Genomic DNA, 21,697 nt, shown 5'->3' with positions numbered 1-21,697 from the left:
TGAGATACGTCCCTGCATATTCTGGTTTCTCCTGCCACCCTACAAAAAATATTTTCCTCTATTTCCGACCCCTTTTTGCGGTGACGTGTACTTAGTAGGGTGGGGATAGGAATCAGCAACTATTTTATTTGATTCCTTTACCACAAATATATATTGTGATAAAGTGAAGATGTTAAGGAGGTGATGTTGAGTGCTACACAAGGTTGTACAAGTTCGTTTATATCCATCACAACAGCAAGAAATACAACTAGCTCAAACTTTTGGGTGTGCTAGATGGTGGTGGAACTATGCCCTAAATAAATCTATTGAGACTTATAAAGAAACAGGGAAGGGACTTAGCCGTGTTGCGCTCAATGCATTTATTCCTGTACTCAAAAAAGCTGAAGATACGGTGTGGTTATCTGATTGTTACAGCCAGGTTTTACAGGCTACAACGCTCAATTTGACCACAGCTTACAAAAACTTTTTCGAGAAACGCGCTGGTTTTCCTAAGTTCAAATCTAAGCATGAAAAACAGTCTATCCAGTACCCTCAAAACGTCAAGATTGTAGATGGTAATGTCAAACTCCCTGGCAATATAGGGATAGTCAAAGCCAAAATACATAGACTAATTGAGGGGAAAATCAAAACTGTTACCGTGAGTAAAACTCCTTCAGGTAAATATCTTGCCTCTATCTTGACTGAGATAGAGGGTGTTTCGACTCCGCTCAACACAAGTGAAAATCCCGTAACTTGCGAGGATAAAATCTACGGTATTGATTTGGGGTTGAAACACTTCGCAGTTGTTACTGACGGGGAAAAGGTTTCCAAATATGATAACCCTAAGCATCTTGCCAAACATGAACTGAATCTCAAACGTAAGCAGCAAAAATTAGCACGTAAACAAAAAGGAAGTCAATCAAGAAATAGATATAAAAAAGTTGTTGCCAAGGTGTACGAGCGAGTTAGTAATTTGCGGCAAGATTTTCTACATAAACTTAGTTATAAGTTGGTCAGCGATAGCCAAGCTGTCATAGTAGAGAATCTTCATGTATTAGGCATGGTACGAAATCATAAATTGGCAAAATCAATATCTGATGCCGGATGGGGAACATTCACCAACTTTTTAGCCTACAAGCTAGAGCGCAAAGGTGCTTCTTTAGTTGAGATTGATAGATGGTTCCCCAGTTCCAAACTCTGTTCTAATTGTTTCTATCAAATAGGTGAGATGCCATTGGATGTCCGGGAATGGACTTGTCCCCACTGTGGCACTCATCATGATCGGGACGCGAACGCCGCGCAGAACATAAGAGCAGAGGGCATCAGAATGATAAAGGCGGAAGGTTCAGCCGTCTCTGCTGTAGGAGGGGAGGTAAGACCAAGGCTAGGGCGGAAAGTCCAAGTTGCGGCATTCCCCCGTGATTGCAGAAGCTCAGACTTCAGCCGTAGGCAAGTCTGAGTAGTTCACTCTATGAGATTTCCCTGACATAAGCTGGAGTTATATTATTAAACGCTGTACTGGGAGTGTTAGTCCCTAGCCCCCAATCGCCAATCCCTAATTCTATTTTTCCAATAATCATTCTCTATTTTGTGGCATAAATTTAGTGAATGTGGGTGATATGTATATACCAGCATTGATCACTAGGGATTGATTTATGAATAACTCCACCTATCAGCTAGACGATTTTGCTTTAACATTGCCGATTTCCCAATCAGCTCGCATAACTGCCCAGCAATTTGCTAACCAACAGCCAAATCCTGAAAAAGCAGAGCAAGTTCGGCTGAATACGCTAGCTGTGTGGGTGGTGAATGACTACTTGACCATGATGGATATTCCTACTGACCTCCAAGCTAGTGACAGCTGGAACCCCATCATGCGCCTTTGTGGGAATGTAGCTGACTTAAAGATGCCCTCAGTTGGTCGTCTGGAGTGTCGCCCTGTCCATCTGCATCAGCAGAGATGTTCCATTCCTCCAGAAACCTGGGAAGAACGGGTGGGTTATTTAGTAGTTCAATTTGATCAATCGCTCCAAGAAGCGAGACTGCTTGGTTTTATGCCTAGTGTCGCAACTGAAACACTGCCTTTAGAACAACTGCAACCATTGGAAGCGTTTATCGACCACCTGTGGAAACTGCGCCAATTGGTGAATTTGAGTCACTGGTTTGCTGGTATATTTGAGAAAGGTTGGCAGACTATTGAATCTTTGTGGAACGTGCCGGAACTCAGACCAGCTTATGCCTTTCGCAGTACTGAAACTTTGCAACTAAATGCCCTGAACCAACCAGAATCAATCACTAAACGTGCAAAACTGATTGATTTGGGTATCCAAATTCTCAACCAACCAGTCATGTTGATTGTGCAAATCAGTCCCGAAAAGGATCAACAAACCAGTATTCATCTCCAATTGCACGCCACTGGTAATCAAGTCTACTTGCCGCCCGGAGTTCATCTTACCGTTCTAGATAGTTCGGGAACAGTATTTCTAGACGCTCAATCTAGAAAATCAGACAACTACATTCAGTTGCAGTTTCGCGGGGAACATACAGAGCAATTTAGCGTTAGAGTCGCCATGAATGATATCAGCATTACCGAACATTTTAGAATTTGAAACATCTAGCTATCTTCCCTCTTTGCCGGTAATTTATAAGTGGTAATTGGTTAATTAAAAATTCATAATTAAAAATTCAAGTCGGCTTTTAGGGATTTTGAAAGAAGTCTGTAAATGCTTCGGGAGCTTGCGATCAGACATTAGAACAGGGCATGATTTGCACAGGGAGATAGCGACGGATGGGTAAGTTAGTGATTCTGAAATTCGGGGAGGGTAGTTTTGAGCAGGGGTTTGCTATCACCCTTCAAATTGGTGAAGAACACGAGCGTGCGACAACAGAAATCACAGGGAAGCTACCTTCATTCCCGGAAATGCCGCTCTATTACAGTCATTGGCAGTCTAGTTATCGACAAATAGGCAATCGTTATCGCCTCCATGCTGATCAAATGCAGGTGACGAATGTATCGATGATTCAAGACTGCGAAAACACTTCCCATATTTTGCGCGCACGTTTTAATACCTGGCTGCGAGCAGAGGAGTTTCGCCCTTTGAGGGAAAAATGGTTAGAAAGATTGTCGTCCACGGAAGAAGTACGGGTAATTCTGCAAACAGAAAATAGCCAATTGCAACTATTACCCTGGCATCTGTGGGACTTGTTAGAACGCTACCCCAAGGCTGAAATCGCCCTTTCTTCACCATCCTACGATCGCATTTACAAGCCACGCACTTTAAATCCATTAGTCAACATTTTAGCAATTGTGGGCAATAGTCAGGGGATTGACACCGAAGCCGATCAAGCCTTACTGCAACAGTGTCCGAATGCAGACGTCAGCTTTTTGGTAGAACCACAACGTAAAGAATTGACTGACCATCTTTGGGGAAAAAACTGGGATATTCTCTTCTTTGCTGGGCACAGTTCTAGTAACGGAAATGGAGAAAGCGGACGAATTTACCTGAATAAAACTGATAGCCTCAGCATGGGCGAGTTAAAGTACGCTCTCAAGAGAGCGATTGAAAACGGCTTGCAACTAGCTATATTCAACTCCTGTGATGGATTGGGATTGGCGCGAGAATTGGCTGATTTGCAAATTCCTGAAATAATTGTGATGCGTGAACCAGTCCCAGACCTGGTTGCAAAGGAGTTCTTAAAGTATTTTCTCCAAGGTTTTGCTGGTGGACAGTCTTTATATCAGTCGGTACGCCAAGCGCGAGAACGGTTGCAAGGACTTGAGGATCGATTTCCCTGTGCGACTTGGCTACCAGTGATTTGCCAAAATCCAGCGCAGATACCACCCAGTTGGGATGAATTAAGGTCTACAAAAACTGAAGAAGCACCGATTTTAGCTTTGCCTACCAGACGCAAATTTCAGAGAATCTTATTATCCAGTTTGGCAATTACAGCCTTGGTTTGTGGGGTGAGATTGCTGGGATTTGTGGAAAATCTAGAGATTCAAGCCTTTGACCTGATGATGCGATCGCGCCCTGCGGAGGGAGTTGATCCCCGACTGCTAGTAATTACAATTGACGATGATGATTTGGCAATTCAAAGACAAAATGGTGAGTCATTGATTGGAGCTTCCATTTCTGAAAAATCTCTCAATAAACTCCTGGCAAAACTGAATCAATACCAACCCCGTGCGATCGGTTTAGATATCTACCGTGATTTTAAAGCCAAACAACCAGATTTAATTACTCGTCTCAACCAAACTCAGAACTTGATTGGCATATGCAAGGGAAGTGATAGCACAGCAAATATCAAAGGCATTAAGCCGCCACCAGAAATCCCCACAGTTAACCTGGGATTCAGTGACTTTATTCATGATCGTGATGGAGTTATCCGTCGGCATCTTCTGTTTATGAACCAGGAGGCGACATCGTTGTGTCCTGCTCCCTTTGCATTCAGTCTACAACTGGCCTCTCTCTATCTGCGCCCTTCCGGAATTCAACCAAAGTTCACCCCTGAAGGGAATTTGCAGCTCGGTAAAACTATTTTTCCAAATCTGAAATCTCGTACTGGCGGCTATCAAAATATTGATGCTAATGGCGGTCAAATCTTACTTAACTACCGTTCTTCAAAACAAATAGCCGAACAGGTGAAGCTAACCCCATTTTTATCTAGTTCAGTTAACCCCAACGCCATCAAAGACAAGATTGTTTTAATTGGTGTGGTAGCAAGGGGGGATTCTCCAGACACTTGGCCTACACCTTATGGCGCTGCTTTAGATGAGCAAATGCCAGGGGTGTTAGTACAAGCGCACATGATCAGCCAGATCCTCAGTGCTGTCCAGGATGGGCGGCCGTTGCTGCGAGTTTGGTCGCTGTGGGTTGAGGTGGCCTGGATTTGGGGCTGGTCTTTGGTAGGGGGAGTCCTGGCTTGGCGAAAGCTTTCGTTACCCTGGTTGGCATTGGCAGTCAGTATTGCCTCTAGTGTTCTGTATATAGTTTGCTTTGGTTTGTTAATTTCGGGTGCTTGGGTGCCCTTTGTACCATCGGCTTTGTCGTTGGTAGCCACGGTTGGCTTGATGTCAATTTATAATAATTCAAAAACAAAAGTTCAGGTGGCGAGTGGGGAATAAGGACTTCAAATTCAAAATTCAAAATTCAAAATTCAAAATTCAAAATTCAAAATTCAAAATTGAAGAAAGTTTCAGACTTTTATTTAAGGTAGGTTTTTATGAAGTCAAATTCACAACTGATAAAACTGTTTTTAGTAGTAGCTTTTAGCTGCACCAGTTTATTAGTTAGCCTGATTCCAGTACTGGCGAAACCAACTCTTGGTTCTTTACTTCGCAATCGCTCTAATCATAAAACGACCCTTGCTCAAGCCACAACCTTTAATCAACCCTCACTTCCACCTGGCCCACCTCCGGGAGGTCGCGTTCGTGGTGGAGCAAAGCGCAGCGGTGGATGTAAACCTACTAAACTTGATCTGACTGCTTTAGTGCCTTTTAGTAAGCAAGCTGACTCAGTGATTAATGTCTGGGGACAGACAACGCTAGAACGCCCAAGTTGGTTTTTCTATGTGCCATATACCAAAGATTTGCCCTATGCAGTTGAATTTGTGCTGCAAGATCAGGACTCTAACAAGATTTACCAAAAAGCGATCGCTCTACCAGATAAACCAGGAGTCATCCGCGTTTCTCTGCCTACCACTGCTCCCGCTTTAGCATTAGACAAACAATATCACTGGTTTCTCACGATTAACTGTGACAAGGAAGAAAATTCTCCCCCGGCTTTCGTCGATGGGGTAATACAACGAGTCGAACTGAATCCAGCCACAGTCAAAGAGCTACGAACGACAGAACCTCTAAAACGTTATGCTATCTATGCCCAAAAGGGGATATGGTACGAGGCACTGACGATACTGGCTCAACTGCGTCAGAAAAATCCTCAAGATGCAGCACTGCAAACAGAGTGGCGGAATTTGTTAAGCAGTATCCACTTAGATGATATTGCCGCAGAACCGATTCTCTCGGATAAACCTTAGCTCGACTTTATCCATTTTTTTCGCAACGCTCAAGCTATCGCTGTAACCTTTGTGGGACAGTAGTTTTACTTTTTCCACTTCTTACAAAGTTGGGCGCACGGAAACCGTGACGCACCCACTTTGCGCTTCATTGATAATCTGTGACGTGGAAAAAGTATTTGCCAAAAAGCCAGGCCAGGGTTTTTGCCGGATAAAGAAAACCAGTTCTTAATTTTGGATAAAGTCGAGCTTAGATTTTGAATTTGGAATTTTGAATTGTTTAATCTGATCGCTCCTGATTAATATCAGGATTTTCTGCTGTCCAATTATCATCTGCTTCAAGAGATTCAGAAACCATCACAAACTCAGTCTCTTGTGTATGATTATTTCCCCATTGATCCAAAACATCTTTAATTAGCACCTCTTGCAACCAAATCTTAGCGACAACGGTCAAGGGTAGCGCTAGAAATAATCCTAAAAAGCCAAAGAAAGTGACGAAAAATAGTTGGGCAATTAAGGTTATGGCTGGTAGCAATGAGACTTGATGCGCCATGACAACGGGCGTGATGAAATTACTTTCAGTCTGTTGAATGATAAAGTAGAGAGCCAAGACAGCGATCGCTTTCCAAGGTTCATCCAAGAAGGCGATCGCCATTGCGGGTATGACACTCATCGTTGGGCCGAGGTTGGGAATTAAGTTAAAAAATCCTGCTAAAACCGCTAAAGCTAGTGCTGCCTTTACACGCAAAATTGATAAGCCAATTAGACTCATCAGCCCAACTACACAGATGGCAATGAAAGCGCCTGTAATCCATCCCTCTAAAGAGACTTCACATTTATCTAAAATCCCATCTACCCGCCGCCGATAAAATGAGGGGAAAAGCCGCACAAATACTTTGCGGTAAGCCACAGGGTCGGCTAATAGCATTCCGGTTAAAACCAACACTAGCAAAATCTTGAGGACGACTTCCAAAGAGCCAGATACAAAGGCGAAGGAGTTTCCCAGTAGTCGATTCACGAAGGGCTGTACTTGTTGGATGAGGCTATTGATATCTGGGATGTAAGGAACTAACTGGTTAGGAATACGAGTTCTCAGGGCATCAAGCCAACCATTAAAGCGTTCAAACCCTTTAGGAACCTGATTGGTTAGTTCTTGAAACTGCTGTGCAAATGGCGGCACAATTAGCCAGAAAAAACCCGCGACACCTGCAAAAAAGATAGCTACTGCTAGGAGTACGGCGAATCCACGCCTCATTCCAAAGCGTTGGAAGCGTTTCGCTAGCCGATTTAAGGTGGTGGCTAACACAACTGCGGCAAACATTAGCAAAAGCACTTCCCGAATTTGCCACAGGATGTATAAAGAAAGAACTATGGCGATTAAGCCGATCCATTGACCGAGGTTCACAGGCTGACTCCCAACGGTTGGGGAGATGCAATTTTCTGGTAATTCAGCTAGGTTAGCCCATTTTAGGAACTTGTGCGTAGATAGTTTGAGTTAATTTTGGTTCTGTGCTTGGAATCGCCACAGTAGCGCGATCGCTATAATCACAATCGGCAACAATATTATAATCAGCGCGTTGGTTGCTGTCGCCGGAATTGATAGACTTGGCGCTGCATACTTAATTAATAGCGATAACAAAGCTGAGAGTAAAAGCAGTTTCAGAACTAATCCTAGTTGATTTTCCATAAAAGTACGGCATACAAATTTTTCTGGTACACCCGATTTTGCGCTGTACCGCCCAGTTTCTACAATACAATCCTTTCCAACTTTCTCTAGGAAATGCGATCGCTTTTTTACGTCAAACTCAACCAGCCAAAAACCTGTTCTACAGTCAGTTCCAACTCGATACCCTCCAGAATGGGTAATTTATCAGCACCTTCGTATAATTCCACTCGCTGTCCAGAAAAAATCCCTAGCACACTTTCGTCTTCAGGGTTGATTAACCAGCCGAGTTCAGTACCATTGCGTGAACAATGCAATAATTTACTCAATACCTTTTTTAACCTTTGGTCTGGGGAAAGAATCTCAATTGCCCAGTCGGGATGAATTTCAAAGCGGTTAGCAATTCTGCCAGATGGAGTTTTAGGAATTCTATCCCAGCGAAACACAGACACATCAGGGACGATAGAAGCACCGCCAAAAGTACAGCGTAGTTCGGGGAAAGCTACAGCAATTTTCTGGCTTCGGGCTATGCTGTTAATTGTTTCGCAAAGAGTAAGCTGAAGCAAGCTATGTTCACCTTGGGGCATTGGTTTTTGAATGATTTCCCTGTTAATAAAGTCTGATGCTGGTTCAGTTTCCGGCAGTTTGAGGAACTCGTCTAAAGTTAGTTGGGGTTGAGTTACGATCGCCATCAGCAAATAGTATGGAGAGGATAGTTTTATTATGGGCGTGCGATCGCCTCGCGTCCTTCGTTTCTGACAGGTGCTAGAAATTATATTTTTGCGAAACCCACGAGGCGATGATTGTTACGTATAGCAATCCTATTTGAGATCCGAACAGGGTTCATACTGATGCAGCTTAGGAAAATCAAATTCTTAGTAATTGGTAAATAGACTTGGCGCTGCATACTTAATTAATAGCGATAACAAAGCTGAGAGTAAAAGCAATTTCAGAACCAATCCTAGTTGATTTTCTATAAAAGTACGGCATACAAATTTTTCTGGTACACCCGATTTTTGGCTATACCGCCCAGTTTCTACAATAAACCTACAGATACAATCCTTTCCAACTTTCTCTAGGAAATGCGTTCGCTTTTTTACGTTAAACTCAACCAGCCAAAAACTTGTTCCACAGTCAGTTCCAACTCGATACCCTCCAGAATGGGTAATTTATCAGCACCTTCATATAATTCCACTCGCTGTCCAGGAAAAATCCCTAGCACACTTTCGTCTTCAGGGTTGATTAACCAGCCGAGTTCAGTACCATTGCGTGAACAATGCAATAATTTACTCAACACTTTTTTTAAGCTTTGGTCTGGGGAAAGAATCTCAATTGCCCAGTCGGGATGAATTTCAAAGCGATTAACAATTCTGCCAGATGAAGTTTTAGGAATTCTATCCCAGCGAAACACAGACAGATCAGGGACGATAGAAGCACCGCCGAAGGTACAGCGCAGTTCTGTGAAAGCGTAAGCAATTTTTTGGCTTTCAGTTACGTAATTAATGACATTACAAAATTTAGCCTGTATTCGGCTATGTTCACCTTGAGGCATTGGTTTTTGAATGATTTCTCCCCTGATAAAATCTGATGCTGGTTCAGTTTCCGGTAATTTGAGGAAGTCGTCTAAAGTTAGTTGGGGTTGACTGGCAATAGTCATAAGTGAGTGGAATAGAGGAGATGGTTTAATTATGGGCGATCGCGATGATATAGCGGTTTTCGTTTGGATGCAATACACTTTGATCTGACTTCCATTCCTCTCTCCTAAAAGGGGCTGTTCTTATTAGGTCTGTATTTCACTCAACTGAGAACTGCTGTAGGAATCCGATTTGATTCCTGTTCGCGCAGCGTGGCGTAGCCATACTTACTTGCGTAGGGAGGGAACAGGGAACTCTTAACAGGAAAGAACGGAACAGGAAAGAAGGGAATAGATGTGTACTGAGTTATTTAAAAAATCAAATACGAGTCCTATATAGACTCTACTCATTTATTAGGTTTTGCAATGCTAAAAATTCAACGGGCAGTTGCATTAGTCTGGCAAAGTGCCCCGAATTGGACTGGAGTTCATATTGTTTTAATGGTAATTCAGAGTATCTTACCACTCGCATTAATCTATCTTATTAAGCTGATTGTTGATGACATTGCTAAGGGTTTTAATCTTACTGACAAGACACAGATTTTTGGTCATATTCTATTTCTGTTAATTAATGCCGGACTGGTAATGTTGTTGATCAATTTTAGTACTGTGATCTCTGAAATATGTTCAGCAACTTTATCGCAGCGAGTCACCGATCATATGCAGGTGATTCTTTATAGAAAAGCGATCGAGATTGACTTAGAAACTTACGAAAGTCCTCAGCATCAAGATATTTTGGAGCGTGCCAAGTGGGAAGCACCGCATCGACCTACCCGAATGCTGAATAACTTGACTGTTTTGGGGCAAAGTGCAATTTCACTACTCGCAATCGCCGGATTGCTCATCTCCCTTCACTGGGGACTTATCTGCGTTTTATTGTTCGGATCTATTCCGACAATATTTGTTCGCTTTCGACAATCCCAAGTTATGTACAATTGGCATCGCCATCATACTGAAATAGAACGCAAAGCCAACTATTTTGGGCATTTATTATTGGGAGATCAGCCTGCCAAGGAGATTCGATTATTCAATTTGGGCAATCTATTTATTGACAGGTTTTATGGCCTCAGGCAGCAACTGTTTCAAGAGAAACTCGCAATCACCATTCGGCAAGCCACCAGCCGATTGATCGCGCAAGGCTGCACTGGAATTGTGATGTTAGGAACCTACGGCTTTATCATTCATCAAACGATTCACGGCAGGTTTCAACTCGGCGATTTAGTCTTGTATAGCCAAGCCTTTCAGCGAAGTCAAGGTGCCCTCAAAGAACTGATTGCCAGCCTAGCGGGGTTAAATGAAAATAACCTATTTCTGGCCGATTTATTTGAGTTCTTAGCTCTCAAGCCCATCATGATTGTACCCACTCAGCCTAAATTAGTGCCACGGCCAATGCTACAGGGAATTGTATTTAAGGATGTCAGCTTTCAATATCAGAATTCCCCCCGCCAAGCGATCAAGAAGGTTAATCTCACTATTGTACCTGGAGAAATCGTCGCGCTAGTCGGAGAAAACGGGTCTGGCAAAACCACACTAGTGAAACTACTCTGCCGTCTTTACGACGTAACCGACGGCAGCATTACGATCGATGGCATCAACTTGCGGCACTTTTCGCTGACCGATTTGCACCGCCAGATCAGTACGATTTTTCAGGACTATAACCGCTACCAATTTACGGTGGAAGATAATATCTGGCTGGGCAATATCGATCTGCCTCCAACCCCTGAACGAATTACTCAAGCGGCCCTACAGTCTGGGGCTGATGCTTTGATCCAGAGTTTGCCCCAAGGGTATGAAACCTTGTTGGGAAAATGGTTTAAGGGCGGGGAAGAACTCAGTGGGGGACAATGGCAGAAAATTGCCCTCGCCCGTGCTTTTCTGCGGGATGCTCAGTTGGTGGTGCTAGATGAGCCAACTAGTGCGATGGATGCCCATGCTGAGGCTGAGGTGTTTCAGAAGTTTCGAGATATAATGCGCGATCGCTCTGCACTCTTAATTACCCATCGCCTTTCGACTGTTAAAATGGCAGACCGGATTTATGTGATGCATCAAGGAGAGATTGTGGAAAGTGGCATCCACGATCAATTGATGGCACAGCAAGGTACTTATGCCCATTTATTTGAAACCCAAGCGAAAAATTATCAATAATGTCTTCCATTTCTCCACTGCCCTCAACGCCTGAAGAAACAGTTTTACTTACCTGTATGCGGTTCTATTTTCGCACCACAACTGCTAGTGAACTGACTAGTTTACTGACAGCAGACCTAAACTGGGAAAATCTGGTGCAAACAGCGATTAACAATGGTGTCATGCCGTTATTGTATCAGAGTCTCAAAGCAATCGAGGGGGAACTGGTACCGCAATCGGTAATGGTACAACTGCAAACTCTCAACCGGATGAATGGACTCAATAATATTGCTCAGACCAAAGAATTACTGAAAATTCTGGCACTACTTGAGTCTCGGGGAATTGAAGCGATCGCTTTTAAGGGGCCAGTTCTCGCATCATCTGTCTATGGAAATGTCGCACTCCGTCAATTTAATGACTTAGATATCTTAGTACGGCTGCAAGACTTTTGGCAGACAAAAGCTGTTCTGGTTGATCAAGGCTATCAATCTGCTACCTCAAAAGAAATCGAAATTGATTTGTTCAATCACCATCTCCAAATCTCTTTGTCCTCTAGAGATCCTGAGACAACTATGTTTAATCAGCGATTTCAACCTTCTTTACTGCATAGCAATCCAGAACGCAGTATTGACTTGCACTGGGGAATTCCACCCAGACGACTTCTAAATCCCGATCGGTTTGAGCAACTGTGGGAAAATCTTAGTCAGATCGACCTGATGGGTAAGCAAATAAAAACCCTCTCCCCTGAGCTAACCTTAGTGATTCAATGCCTCAATGCTGCTAAGGACTCTTATTGGAATCTACCTTTTAAGCAAGTCTGCGATGTCGCCCAAGTTATTCAAGCTTATCCTAATTTGAATTGGCACTTAGCCTGGGAAATATCCTCCCAGTTATGTACTCAACGGCTATTCCTCATCGGACTTGGTATCAGTCATGACCTTCTGCATATACCATTACCTCAGTTCATTCTCGAAAAATGCGCCAGAAGTCAACTAATCGATTGGCAGATTTTAGGTGGCAATTTTCTGAATCTACAAAATTACCAAAAATATTGGCTGATGTGGGTCATTCCACTTAAAACTCTGGATTGGTCTTGGTATAGTTTATTAATCATTGGACGCTATCTCCAGTTTACAATTTCACCAAATCAGAACGATCGCGAATTTTTACAGCTACCCAATAGTTTATTTTTTATCTATTATGTAATTCGACCCATTCGACTGCTAATTAAGTTTTTACCTTTTCGTAGATCTTTGGTAATCCAGAACAACTCTTAGTACTTGGAAAAAAGCATGGTAAAGTTAAATATCGACTCAGCATTAACTAAATTCAAATTAGCAAATGCTTGGCAAATTCAGGGTAATTTTGAGAATGCCTTCATACACTATCAAGAGACATTACAGTTACGACCTGATTACCTACCAGCCTATCAGCAGTTAGGGAATTTAATGCTCAGACAACGCCGCATGGATGAAGCCATAGAGTACTATGAGCAAGCACTTATTCTCGATTTTGAGACAACCGATCTTTCGTTCTATTACCAATGCTTGGGCTTGCCAAAGCAGTCTCCCAATCCATCAATTCAATCAGAAAATATTTGGTTTCCTATCAAATTAAAAAATGCCATCACCACTGGCAAAATTAACTTGGGCAAACAAAGAGTTTTTAAATTTCATCGCAGTGGTTGGAATTTTGCCATCCAAGCACTTAGCCCTTTACACAATCCTCAAGGTATTTTGTTTGATGGCTGTTTAGAGCATCAATTTCTCTTTCAACATAATCGTCCAGGACAGCGATCGCCTCGAATATTAGCAAAAATGCGAACAGACGGAGTCTTTCAAAGTTTAGCAACGTCAGAAGAAAAGGGAATTGTTCCCTATCAAAAACCTTGGATTGGAGTCCTGCATAATCCTCAGTCTATGCCTATCTGGTTTAATTACCAAAGATCTCCCCAGAAGCTGTTTGAAAAGGAAATATGGCAAACCAGTTTACCGCATTGTGTAGGTTTATTTTCCCTTTCTCACTATGCTGCCAAGTGGCTAAGAGAGCATACAGGCAAACCCGTTTCGGTGTTAACCCATCCCACTGAGATACCAGACAAACAATTTGATTTCAATCAGTTTCTCACTAATCCCCATAAAAAAGTTGTGCAGATTGGTTGGTGGCTGCGGAAGCTGCACTCGATTTATCAATTGCCTCTGGCTCGCAATAATCCCCTCGGCTATGAAAAAGTTAGGCTAGGGTTTTTGTTTGATTCAGCCGAGGCAATGTTTGCACAACTGATGAAAGTGGAAGCAAGGATTTATAAAATCGAAATTGATGCAGCTTATCTTGAAAATACGACCGTTATTCAACATATTCCTGATGATGAGTATGACAACCTGTTATCAATGAATATTGCTTTTGTGGATTTGTACGACGCTAGTGCTAACAATGCGATTATTGAATGCATTGCCCGTGCGACTCCACTGTTAGTAAATCCCCTACCTGCGGTGAAAGAGTATCTTGGAGAAGACTATCCCATGTATTTCCATACTCTAAAAGAGGCTGCCGAAAAAGCTTTGGATACTTCGCTGATTCTAGAGGCACACCAATATCTTAAATCCTGCGAAACCAGACATAAACTCTCGGCAGATTACTTTCTGAAAAGTTTTTGTAGCAGCGAGGTATATAAGAGTATTTAACTAACTTATTTATGATTGTTGATTTCTGCACAAAAAACTAACTTATGGGAATAATAAATGGAATCTTCTAAGCTTTCAAAATTATACGAAAAGCGTCCTGATCTCTATCAGCAGCATTGTAAAAAATACAATCAAAAGGCTGTACTATATTCATTGCTTTCAACAGAACCACCTATTTTTTATGGGCCACGTTCATTTGGGAAATGGGGATATGGATCTTTGGATGCAGTATTTAACTATCTTCAAGATCAAACTGCCTACTTTTTACAGAATTGGTGGTGGGATATGGAGAAATCTAAGGAAGTTGAAAAGCTAAAAACTCTTGAAAATCAGCATATTAGTCAATATCCCAAACATAAATTCATCCATCTTTGTAATACATTGCGACAACAGGAAATCTTTCAAGAATATGGACTAAATGCAATATTTAGCAACCAGAACTGTCTGTTGGATGAAAAAATATTCAGACCTATTCCCTCTACTCCTAAGCTATTTGATGCTGTTTATGATGCCAGGATAAGTCCATACAAAAGACACTATTTGGCTAAAAATATCGATAGTATTGCTTTTATTTATTACTACGATTATATTGATGACCTCTCTTGTTATCGGGAAGTATTACAGCAATTTCCCCATGCTTATTTATTCAATGATACTTTATCTGAAAAGTATGAAAATTTATCTCCGCCTATAGTCAATCAATGCTTAAATAGTTGCAAGATTGGACTCTGCTTGTCTAGTGTTGAAGGTGCGATGTATGCAAGTATGCAATATCTATTGAGTGGATTACCAATTGTCTCAACTAAGAGTAAAGGCGGTCGAGATGTTTTTTTTGATCAAGAATATACATTAATTGTTGAAGATGATCCAGACGCAGTTAAGGAGGGTGTTAAGGAACTAATTCGGCGTAATATTTCTGCTGATACAATTCGCTATAAGACGTTAGAAAAAATTAGGGAACATCGTCTTTCACTAACTTCAGTAATTCAAAGTATTTATGAGCAAGAAGGAATTCAACGAAATTTTTCTGTAGAGTGGGATCAACTATTTTTCAACAAGTTACATAAACCGCAAACACCTGAATATGCCATTAAACAAATTGAGTTAGCAAAAGCACAATTTTGATGTTGGAGTGCTGCTCAGAAACTACTAGCTCTCATATCTTTATACTAACAATACCGAATAAGTTTATCAGCGGTCTTTATAAGAATTTCTTAAGCTACAATCTATCAACTAATTACTGATATATGGATTCTGATTTTCCCCTGATTAGCGTTATTATTCCAGTCTATAACCGCGATCGCTACTTAGCAGAGGCGATCGAAAGTGTCTTAGCTCAAACCTATCCAGCGATTGAACTGATTGTGGTTGATGATGGATCGAGTGATCGCAGTGCAGAAATTGCCAAAAGATACCCAATCATCTATCACTACCAGTCCAATAAGGGAATAGGGTCTGCTAGAAATGCTGGAATTGCGCTCTCAAACGGTGAATTTCTTGCCTTTCTCGACTCTGACGATATTTGGGTCGCGGACAAGCTATCAAAACAGATGGCAGCCTTTGAAGCCGATCCAAACCTAGAGGCTGTATTTGGCTATGCTCAACAGTTTTATAGCCCAGAGTTGGATAAAACCTTTCGACAAAGGATTCGATGTCCAGAAGAAGCGATCGCTGCTCATCTTTCCGCTTCCATGCTGATTAAGCGAGACTCCTTCCTGCGGATTGGTTTGTTCGATGTCAAATTAAAAACGACTATCGATATTAGTTGGTATATCTCAGCGATCGAACATCAGCTTCGACAAGTTACGCTTCCTGACGTAGTTTATCGCAGGCGACTGCATGAAACTAACAATGGCTCGATTGAGCGTCAACATGCGAATGAACGTCTACACCTGCTAAAAGCTAAACTAGATCGGCAACGAGCTAACCACCCTAAGTCGATTTAGCAGTCGTAAAATGCTTAGTCTTTCTCAATCTCGCCCTAATCCCAATCAGAAAGTTGTTTTATTGACGGGTGCTGCTGGAGCGATCAAGACATCCTTGCGGCATCAACTCAGCAACGACTATCATTTTCGCGAGCATGAAAATCTAGGCTTTCAGATTTTTTATGCAATTTCTGGGAATACTCGCCGCTATTGGGATATCAGTAATGCTCAAACCTTACTAGGATACGAACCGCAAGATAATGCTGAAAATCTCCTCACAAATGCAACCTTTCCGATAAATTAACCCTATGAACCGTAAAATTTTATATTGGATAGACTTTTTTTTACCCCATATTGGTGGAAGTGAGATTTTCAGTGCTAGTTTAATTCCAGCATTACAAGAACGTGGATATGAAATTGAAATTGTAACTTCTTCAGAAGTAGAAGGATTTCGTGAATGGGATGGTAATAGTGAAATTTAAATACATCGCTTTCCCTTTTGGAACGCCTTAAAAAATGGAAATCTGCAACAGATGATTTTATTGCGAAAACAAATCACTGAGTTCAAAAAAAAATTTCAACCTGACTTAGTTCATCTTCATTTTGGAGCAGCTAGCTATTTTCATTTGCAGACGCTTAACGCTTATCCTGCTCCCACTTTGACAACTATTCATTCCTGCCCAGAAATATGTTCATCTCCCCAGTCATTGCTAAATAGAACGCTTCAGGCGACGCAGTGGCTGACTACAGTATCAGCGCAGGAACTAGCAAATATTCGTAAATTTGATCCCTCTGTGTCAGCGCGATCGTCACTGATTTACTATGGTGTTGAGTTGCCTAAATTACCACCAAGACCATTGAATATAGATACTCCAAAACTGTTGTGTTTAGGACGGCTAGTACCTAATAAAGGTTTTGATATTGCTTTGCAAGCCCTTGCATTGCTGATTAATCGTTTTCCTAAACTGCGAATGATCATTGGTGGCGATGGTACTGCAAAAGCAGATCTGATGCAGCAATCAGTAGATATGGGATTGGGTAATGTTGTAGAATTTCGCGGTTGGGTAGATAATGCAGAAGTTCCAGCGCTACTGAACGAGGTAACGATTGTCCTTATACCTTCTCGCCAAATGGAAGGGCTACCTCTAGTGGCGATTCAAGCTGCTCAAATGGCTAGACCGATTGTTGCTACCGCAGTTAATGGTTTACCCGAACTAATCGTGCATCAACAGACAGGATTGCTAATTGAGCTAGAAGATAGCGTCAGTTTGGCTGAGGCAATTACTTATTTTCTAGAAAATCCTGTATTGGCAAATCAAATGGGGCAAGCGGCTCGACAAAAAGTCCAAGAGAACTTCGACCTAAAAAATTGTATTAATCATTATGACGCTCTGTACCAAGAGCTATCAGGGGTGGCTATTAAATCTCAACTACCTGCCCCATAATGAGAGATAAAAGGTTGGTTGTACGCATAACAGAATATGAATATTAATCATCTAAGTAAGTAGGTGAGAATAAATCAAAGTAAGTTAAGTAATTAGGACTAGCCCTTTCAAGGTGGGTAAAAATTTTGGTCAAAAAATTCCTCTTTAATCTCTTTACTCTGTGTTGTCTGCGCCTAATAAGGTTAAATAAATTACTTTTTAACCGCAGAGGCACAGAGAAGCCAGTGCGTTGGGCGGGTTCCCCGACTTGAAGCAACTGGCGCGACACAGAGAGAAAAAACAGATTTTAGGAGTCACCTTGAAAGGGCTAGTCCTAGTAATGTAAAAAATCTTGAAATTACTTTTTAGTGATGGCTGAAGCCCTCATTTGAGAACTAAAGTCCTCACTACAAACCTTTAATTATTTACACCGCTCTACTTAGGTGGCTAAAGCCAGTTAACGGTTAACGGCTTATCCCCATGTCTAAAGCCATTTGCTCTGCGCCTCGCTTTTTGGTCAAAAATTGAGTCCTAAAACTGGCAAGAAATATCAGTTGCCGATCGAAGCTGAATGCGAATATGCTTGCAGAGGAGTTACAACCACGTCGTTTTATTTTGGTGAAACTATGGAAAAGAGCCAAGTACTTCGAGTCAATAATACTCAGGTTGTTTGTGAAACGATCGATGGAGAAGTTGTCATTGTCAACTTAGACAAAGGTTATTACTATAGCTTGTTGAAAACTGGAGCAGAGGTTTGGAGTAGAATTGAGCGTCAGATTGACCGCTACAGCTTGATTCAAGAAATGACACAAATATATGATGGTAGTGTCGAGGAAATCACTGCTGGAATGGATGAGTTTTTGGCAAATTTGCAGCAGGAAGAGCTTATTATCACAGACTCAGGCACCAAGTCAGTAGGCATCAATAACAGCACTCCAAAAACTTCTCAAACAACTGAGAGGCCACGCTTTGAGAAACCCATGTTGGAGAAGTTCACTGATATGGAAGATTTGCTGCTGCTCGATCCCATTCATGAAGTGGATATGGAAGCTGGATGGCCCAACGCAAAAACAACATAACTGACGATGAGCGATCGCTTTTTCCACTTTGGTAGCTATCGGCCAACCCTGGCACAAGAGCTTTTGCTGCAAGCGTCACTCCTAAAAGAAAAAGCCGCGCTCACGGCCTGGGAGCAATGGCGATCCTCGGTTGATATCGAAGTCTTAGACGCTGAGTCCTATGTATTGCTGCCACAGCTGTACCAAAATTTATTGGCTCATGGGGTCGAAGATCCTCATATGGCCAGGCTTAAAGGGATCTATCGTCGAAATTGGTGTGCTAATCAATTGCAAATCAAAGCCTTAACAACCCTTTTGTCCCATTTGAAGAGCGGGGGAATCGAGGTAATCGTGCTGGGCGATGTGGCTCTATCCCATATCGAAAATTATCGTTCGATCTCTAGCTTGCATTTCTTGGTTCGTGCTGCTGAAATAGAGAACACAATTCAACGGTTAACAGGTGTGAACTGGCATATCTCCCCTGCTTTAGCCCAAACACCCATCCACTTACAGGATGTGCAAGAACACTCACTTTATTTACAGGGGCATCTCTTTTGGGCAATTCCTCAAGACTATACTGATGAGGAGGTTTGGCATTATGCGACACCCAATGGAGATGATCTACCTGGCTGGCGACTCAGCCCGACCGATCAGTTTTTGAACGGGTGTGCCCGGACGTTCTTTAAAAGTAGCTCGCCTCAAATTTATGGCATAGCCGATGCAATCATGTTGATTCGGAAGTCCGGTAATGATCTGGACTGGATGCGCCTGATCACTCAGGCTCAACGATATCAACTAATTTTGCCAGTGCGAAATATGCTGATTTTATTACACAAAGTTTTTCAGTATTCAGCGCCCAGTTGGGTATTGCCAGCCCTCTGCCAAATGCCAATTGCCCAGGCGGAGTGGCTAAACTATCAGGTGTTGGCTAGCGATCAGCGATCCTGGGTGCGATCGACAATCGCTCAATCCCTTTATCCACTCAGCCATTTAGAAACTCAACTGCTCCATCTCAGACATCGCCCATTTCCAGGTAGACAGGTCTTAAAAAGTCTTTTAAAACCAAAAAAATCAGCTCTTGAATTAGGTGAGTGAATGCAACCAAATCCAGACTTATCTCCACACCCCTATTTGTCGATCGCCTCTGGTGCCAGCGAAGCGATCGAAGAGCGCGATCGCCTTGCTTACTTTCAACTTGTTTATGAAGGCTTTCAGAGGGCAGCGCAGATTTCAAGTTGCATTGATCGGTTTTATACGATCGCAGGCTACTCTCTGTGTTTGCGTTTTGCTGGGTCAGGACTGATTCCTCAAATTACGCCAGCCTTGTCCCATTTGATGGCAGAACCAATCGCACATCCCGACCTGACTATTTGTCTCTGGGATAATGCCTCGACTGGAACACGATTACCGCTCCTGATCAACAGTCTTCTGGAACTGATTCGGCTCCATTGGACAGATTATCTCGGCCCTCGCAAAGAAATTAAGGTCTATGATGGCGATCGCATTCGCACAAATTTTCATATTGGGCCGAACATTCTGAGTGTGCTCGATCGGCAGCAAAATCTTGCCTGTTACTGGATTGAGGACGCTCAAGATATTCCCTACTGGGAAAAGGGTTCACCGATCCAAACTATTTTGAATTGGTGGACAAGCGATCGACAGCATCAGTATATTCATGCAGGAGCGGTAGGTATGCCCGATGGTGGAATTTTGCTAGTAGGAAAAGGCGGATCGGGAAAATCGTCTACGGCACTGGCTTGCATCGATAGTCCTCTGATGTATGCCAGTGATGATTATTGCCTAGTTTCCACCGATCCTAAACCCTATGTTTACAGCCTGTACAACACCGCAAAACTTAAGGGTCAAGCAGATTTGGAGCGATTTCCGAGATTAGCGCCGATGGTCAATAATGTAGAGCGGTTAGAGCTAGAAAAAGCCATGCTGTTTCTGCATCAGCATCATCCTGAAAAAATTACACGCGGATTTCCGATTAAAGCTGTGTTGATCCCTCAAGTTACGGGGAAATTAGACACCAAATTACGTCCAGCAACCGCAGGCACAGCATTAAAGGCACTAGCGCCCAGCACAATTTTTCAACTGGCGGGCAGTGGGCAAACAGCATTTGGGATTATGTCTAGTTTAATCAAGCAGGTTCCCTGTTATGCTTTGGAACTTGGGACAGATATGGTGCAAATTCCCATAGTAATCGAGCATTTACTCTCGCAACTTTAAACTTTTCCAGGAGGCAATAGTATGGGATATCTACGCCGAAAAATCATCAATGGACTGACTAGATTAGTGGCTGTACTTCTACCAGCCCAACAGCAATATTATCGCTGGCTCATTCGCCTGAATCCGAGATCGGCTGATTCTCACTATCACCTAGGGAAATTGTTGGCAGAGCAAAAAAACTGGCAAGGTGCGATCGATTGTTATCAGCAGGCGATCAATCGAAACCATCCAGCACTCCTCCATCCATTCGTCAGGCTTTGAGCGATTTTTTTCAACCTCATAACCAAGCTCTAGAACAATTGTTAGGGCAGCAATTCAACTGGAATTAGAAATTTACTCAAATCTTTTTTATCTATTTAGGATTTGAAATTAATGCAAACTCATAGAATAGTTATATCCCACATTCAGATCGCCTCACATCTTTCATTTCTGACAGGTGCTAGAAATTATATTTTTGCGAAACCCACGAGGCGATTAACTTGGATAGATACATCAGGAAAAGCTAGGGGGACAATAATACCTGTAGTTAATGTCAGTTCTGTTGTGTATTGTCCATTTTTTAAATCTCGAAATACTTGCAAGTGAGAATTTTTGAGATTGACAACCCAATATTCAGCAATGCTTGCTTCTGCATAGATGTCTTTTTTAGCACCTAAGTCTTTGCTCAAGGTGGACTTAGAAAATTCGATAATCAAGAAAATATCTTCAGGGTAAGGGTGATGTTCTAAGTAGACCTCGCCTAAAGGTTTGACAATAGCAACATCGGGGATGGGTTCTGAGTCGTTGGGTAGGGTGATGGGTTTGGCATCGCGGATTTTTGCCCGTTCACCTAGCAGTGTGCGGAGATAATCAGCTGCTTCGGTATTAGACCTCTTGCAAAAGTCGCTCAGGCAAATTTGGATTGGAGGAGATGAAGCTCGTAATTGTAAAGAGCAGCAATCAGATTAAACCTCAAACCAA

Annotated in this window: 19 protein-coding genes and 2 pseudogenes; 16 read left to right on the top strand and 5 right to left on the bottom strand. The window is 42.3% G+C overall.

What is annotated here, in order from left to right:
* Nucleotides 1-190 precede the first annotated feature (190 nt).
* The 4 genes and pseudogenes from V7L05_RS13160 to V7L05_RS13145 all read left to right on the top strand — a co-directional run bounded on the left by V7L05_RS13160 (nucleotide 191) and on the right by V7L05_RS13145 (nucleotide 6,015).
* Nucleotides 191-1,442: pseudogene (locus V7L05_RS13160) on the top strand (RNA-guided endonuclease InsQ/TnpB family protein).
* A gap of 192 nt (nucleotides 1,443-1,634) precedes the next feature.
* Nucleotides 1,635-2,588: a DUF1822 family protein gene (locus V7L05_RS13155; RefSeq protein ID WP_335164582.1), complete on the top strand. Its 954-nt coding sequence runs from the start codon at nucleotides 1,635-1,637 to the stop codon at nucleotides 2,586-2,588.
* A gap of 179 nt (nucleotides 2,589-2,767) precedes the next feature.
* Nucleotides 2,768-5,104 (top strand): CHASE2 domain-containing protein, encoded by a 2,337-nt coding sequence (locus V7L05_RS13150; protein ID WP_335164581.1) that lies wholly within the window; start codon nucleotides 2,768-2,770, stop codon nucleotides 5,102-5,104.
* A gap of 98 nt (nucleotides 5,105-5,202) precedes the next feature.
* Complete coding sequence (locus V7L05_RS13145) at nucleotides 5,203-6,015, top strand: DUF928 domain-containing protein (protein ID WP_335164580.1); 813 nt, start codon at nucleotides 5,203-5,205, stop codon at nucleotides 6,013-6,015.
* A gap of 259 nt (nucleotides 6,016-6,274) precedes the next feature.
* Here the strand turns inward: V7L05_RS13145 and V7L05_RS13140 are convergent, their stop codons facing one another.
* From V7L05_RS13140 to V7L05_RS13125, 4 genes are all read right to left on the bottom strand, one after another.
* On the bottom strand, nucleotides 6,275-7,399 hold the full coding sequence (locus V7L05_RS13140; protein ID WP_335164579.1) for an AI-2E family transporter: 1,125 nt from the start codon (nucleotides 7,397-7,399) through the stop codon (nucleotides 6,275-6,277).
* A gap of 90 nt (nucleotides 7,400-7,489) precedes the next feature.
* Nucleotides 7,490-7,681 carry a hypothetical protein gene (locus V7L05_RS13135; protein ID WP_334952131.1) on the bottom strand — a complete coding sequence of 64 codons (192 nt, stop codon included), beginning with the start codon at nucleotides 7,679-7,681 and terminating at the stop codon, nucleotides 7,490-7,492.
* Between the two features lie 107 nt (nucleotides 7,682-7,788).
* Nucleotides 7,789-8,349, bottom strand: a complete 561-nt coding sequence (locus V7L05_RS13130) for a Uma2 family endonuclease (protein ID WP_335164578.1) — start codon at nucleotides 8,347-8,349, stop codon at nucleotides 7,789-7,791.
* Between the two features lie 404 nt (nucleotides 8,350-8,753).
* A complete protein-coding gene (locus V7L05_RS13125; RefSeq protein ID WP_335164577.1) occupies nucleotides 8,754-9,314 on the bottom strand; it encodes a Uma2 family endonuclease in 561 nt (186 codons plus the stop codon).
* A 342-nt stretch (nucleotides 9,315-9,656) separates the two neighbouring features.
* Between V7L05_RS13125 and V7L05_RS13120 the strand changes: the two genes are divergently transcribed.
* The 12 genes from V7L05_RS13120 to V7L05_RS13060 all read left to right on the top strand — a co-directional run bounded on the left by V7L05_RS13120 (nucleotide 9,657) and on the right by V7L05_RS13060 (nucleotide 20,998).
* Complete coding sequence (locus V7L05_RS13120) at nucleotides 9,657-11,435, top strand: ABC transporter ATP-binding protein (RefSeq protein ID WP_335164576.1); 1,779 nt, start codon at nucleotides 9,657-9,659, stop codon at nucleotides 11,433-11,435.
* Nucleotides 11,435-12,691 carry a nucleotidyltransferase domain-containing protein gene (locus V7L05_RS13115; RefSeq protein ID WP_335164575.1) on the top strand — a complete coding sequence of 419 codons (1,257 nt, stop codon included), beginning with the start codon at nucleotides 11,435-11,437 and terminating at the stop codon, nucleotides 12,689-12,691. Before V7L05_RS13120 ends, V7L05_RS13115 begins: the two co-directional genes overlap by 1 nt.
* Before the next feature lie 15 nt (nucleotides 12,692-12,706).
* On the top strand, nucleotides 12,707-14,098 hold the full coding sequence (locus tag V7L05_RS13110; protein WP_335164574.1) for a tetratricopeptide repeat protein: 1,392 nt from the start codon (nucleotides 12,707-12,709) through the stop codon (nucleotides 14,096-14,098).
* Between the two features lie 57 nt (nucleotides 14,099-14,155).
* The gene (locus tag V7L05_RS13105) at nucleotides 14,156-15,223 is read left to right on the top strand and encodes a glycosyltransferase (protein WP_335164573.1); all 1,068 of its coding nucleotides are present in this window, start codon (nucleotides 14,156-14,158) and stop codon (nucleotides 15,221-15,223) included.
* A 122-nt stretch (nucleotides 15,224-15,345) separates the two neighbouring features.
* Nucleotides 15,346-16,044 carry a glycosyltransferase family 2 protein gene (locus V7L05_RS13100; protein ID WP_335164572.1) on the top strand — a complete coding sequence of 233 codons (699 nt, stop codon included), beginning with the start codon at nucleotides 15,346-15,348 and terminating at the stop codon, nucleotides 16,042-16,044.
* A 10-nt stretch (nucleotides 16,045-16,054) separates the two neighbouring features.
* On the top strand, nucleotides 16,055-16,327 hold the full coding sequence (locus V7L05_RS13095; protein ID WP_335164571.1) for a hypothetical protein: 273 nt from the start codon (nucleotides 16,055-16,057) through the stop codon (nucleotides 16,325-16,327).
* A gap of 4 nt (nucleotides 16,328-16,331) precedes the next feature.
* Nucleotides 16,332-16,505 (top strand): hypothetical protein, encoded by a 174-nt coding sequence (locus tag V7L05_RS13090; RefSeq protein WP_335164570.1) that lies wholly within the window; start codon nucleotides 16,332-16,334, stop codon nucleotides 16,503-16,505.
* A complete protein-coding gene (locus V7L05_RS13085) occupies nucleotides 16,506-17,468 on the top strand; it encodes a glycosyltransferase family 4 protein (RefSeq protein ID WP_335164584.1) in 963 nt (320 codons plus the stop codon). It begins immediately after the preceding gene.
* Nucleotides 17,469-18,073: 605 nt separating this feature from the next.
* A complete protein-coding gene (locus V7L05_RS13075) occupies nucleotides 18,074-18,526 on the top strand; it encodes a PqqD family protein (protein ID WP_335164583.1) in 453 nt (150 codons plus the stop codon).
* 6 nt (nucleotides 18,527-18,532) lie between these two features.
* A complete protein-coding gene (locus V7L05_RS13070) occupies nucleotides 18,533-19,600 on the top strand; it encodes a nucleotidyltransferase family protein (protein WP_335164569.1) in 1,068 nt (355 codons plus the stop codon).
* Nucleotides 19,601-20,737, top strand: a complete 1,137-nt coding sequence (locus V7L05_RS13065) for a serine kinase (protein WP_335164568.1) — start codon at nucleotides 19,601-19,603, stop codon at nucleotides 20,735-20,737.
* Between the two features lie 21 nt (nucleotides 20,738-20,758).
* Nucleotides 20,759-20,998 carry a tetratricopeptide repeat protein gene (locus tag V7L05_RS13060; protein WP_335164567.1) on the top strand — a complete coding sequence of 80 codons (240 nt, stop codon included), beginning with the start codon at nucleotides 20,759-20,761 and terminating at the stop codon, nucleotides 20,996-20,998.
* Between the two features lie 185 nt (nucleotides 20,999-21,183).
* Here the strand turns inward: V7L05_RS13060 and V7L05_RS13055 are convergent.
* Nucleotides 21,184-21,603: pseudogene (locus V7L05_RS13055) on the bottom strand (Uma2 family endonuclease); the annotation flags it as partial.
* Between the last annotated feature and the right edge of the window lie 94 nt (nucleotides 21,604-21,697).

Origin of the sequence: Nostoc sp., from assembly GCF_036917755.1 — a bacterium.
Taxonomy (GTDB): Bacteria; Cyanobacteriota; Cyanobacteriia; order Cyanobacteriales; family Nostocaceae; genus Nostoc.
This window is presented reverse-complemented; position numbering and strand designations above follow the sequence as displayed.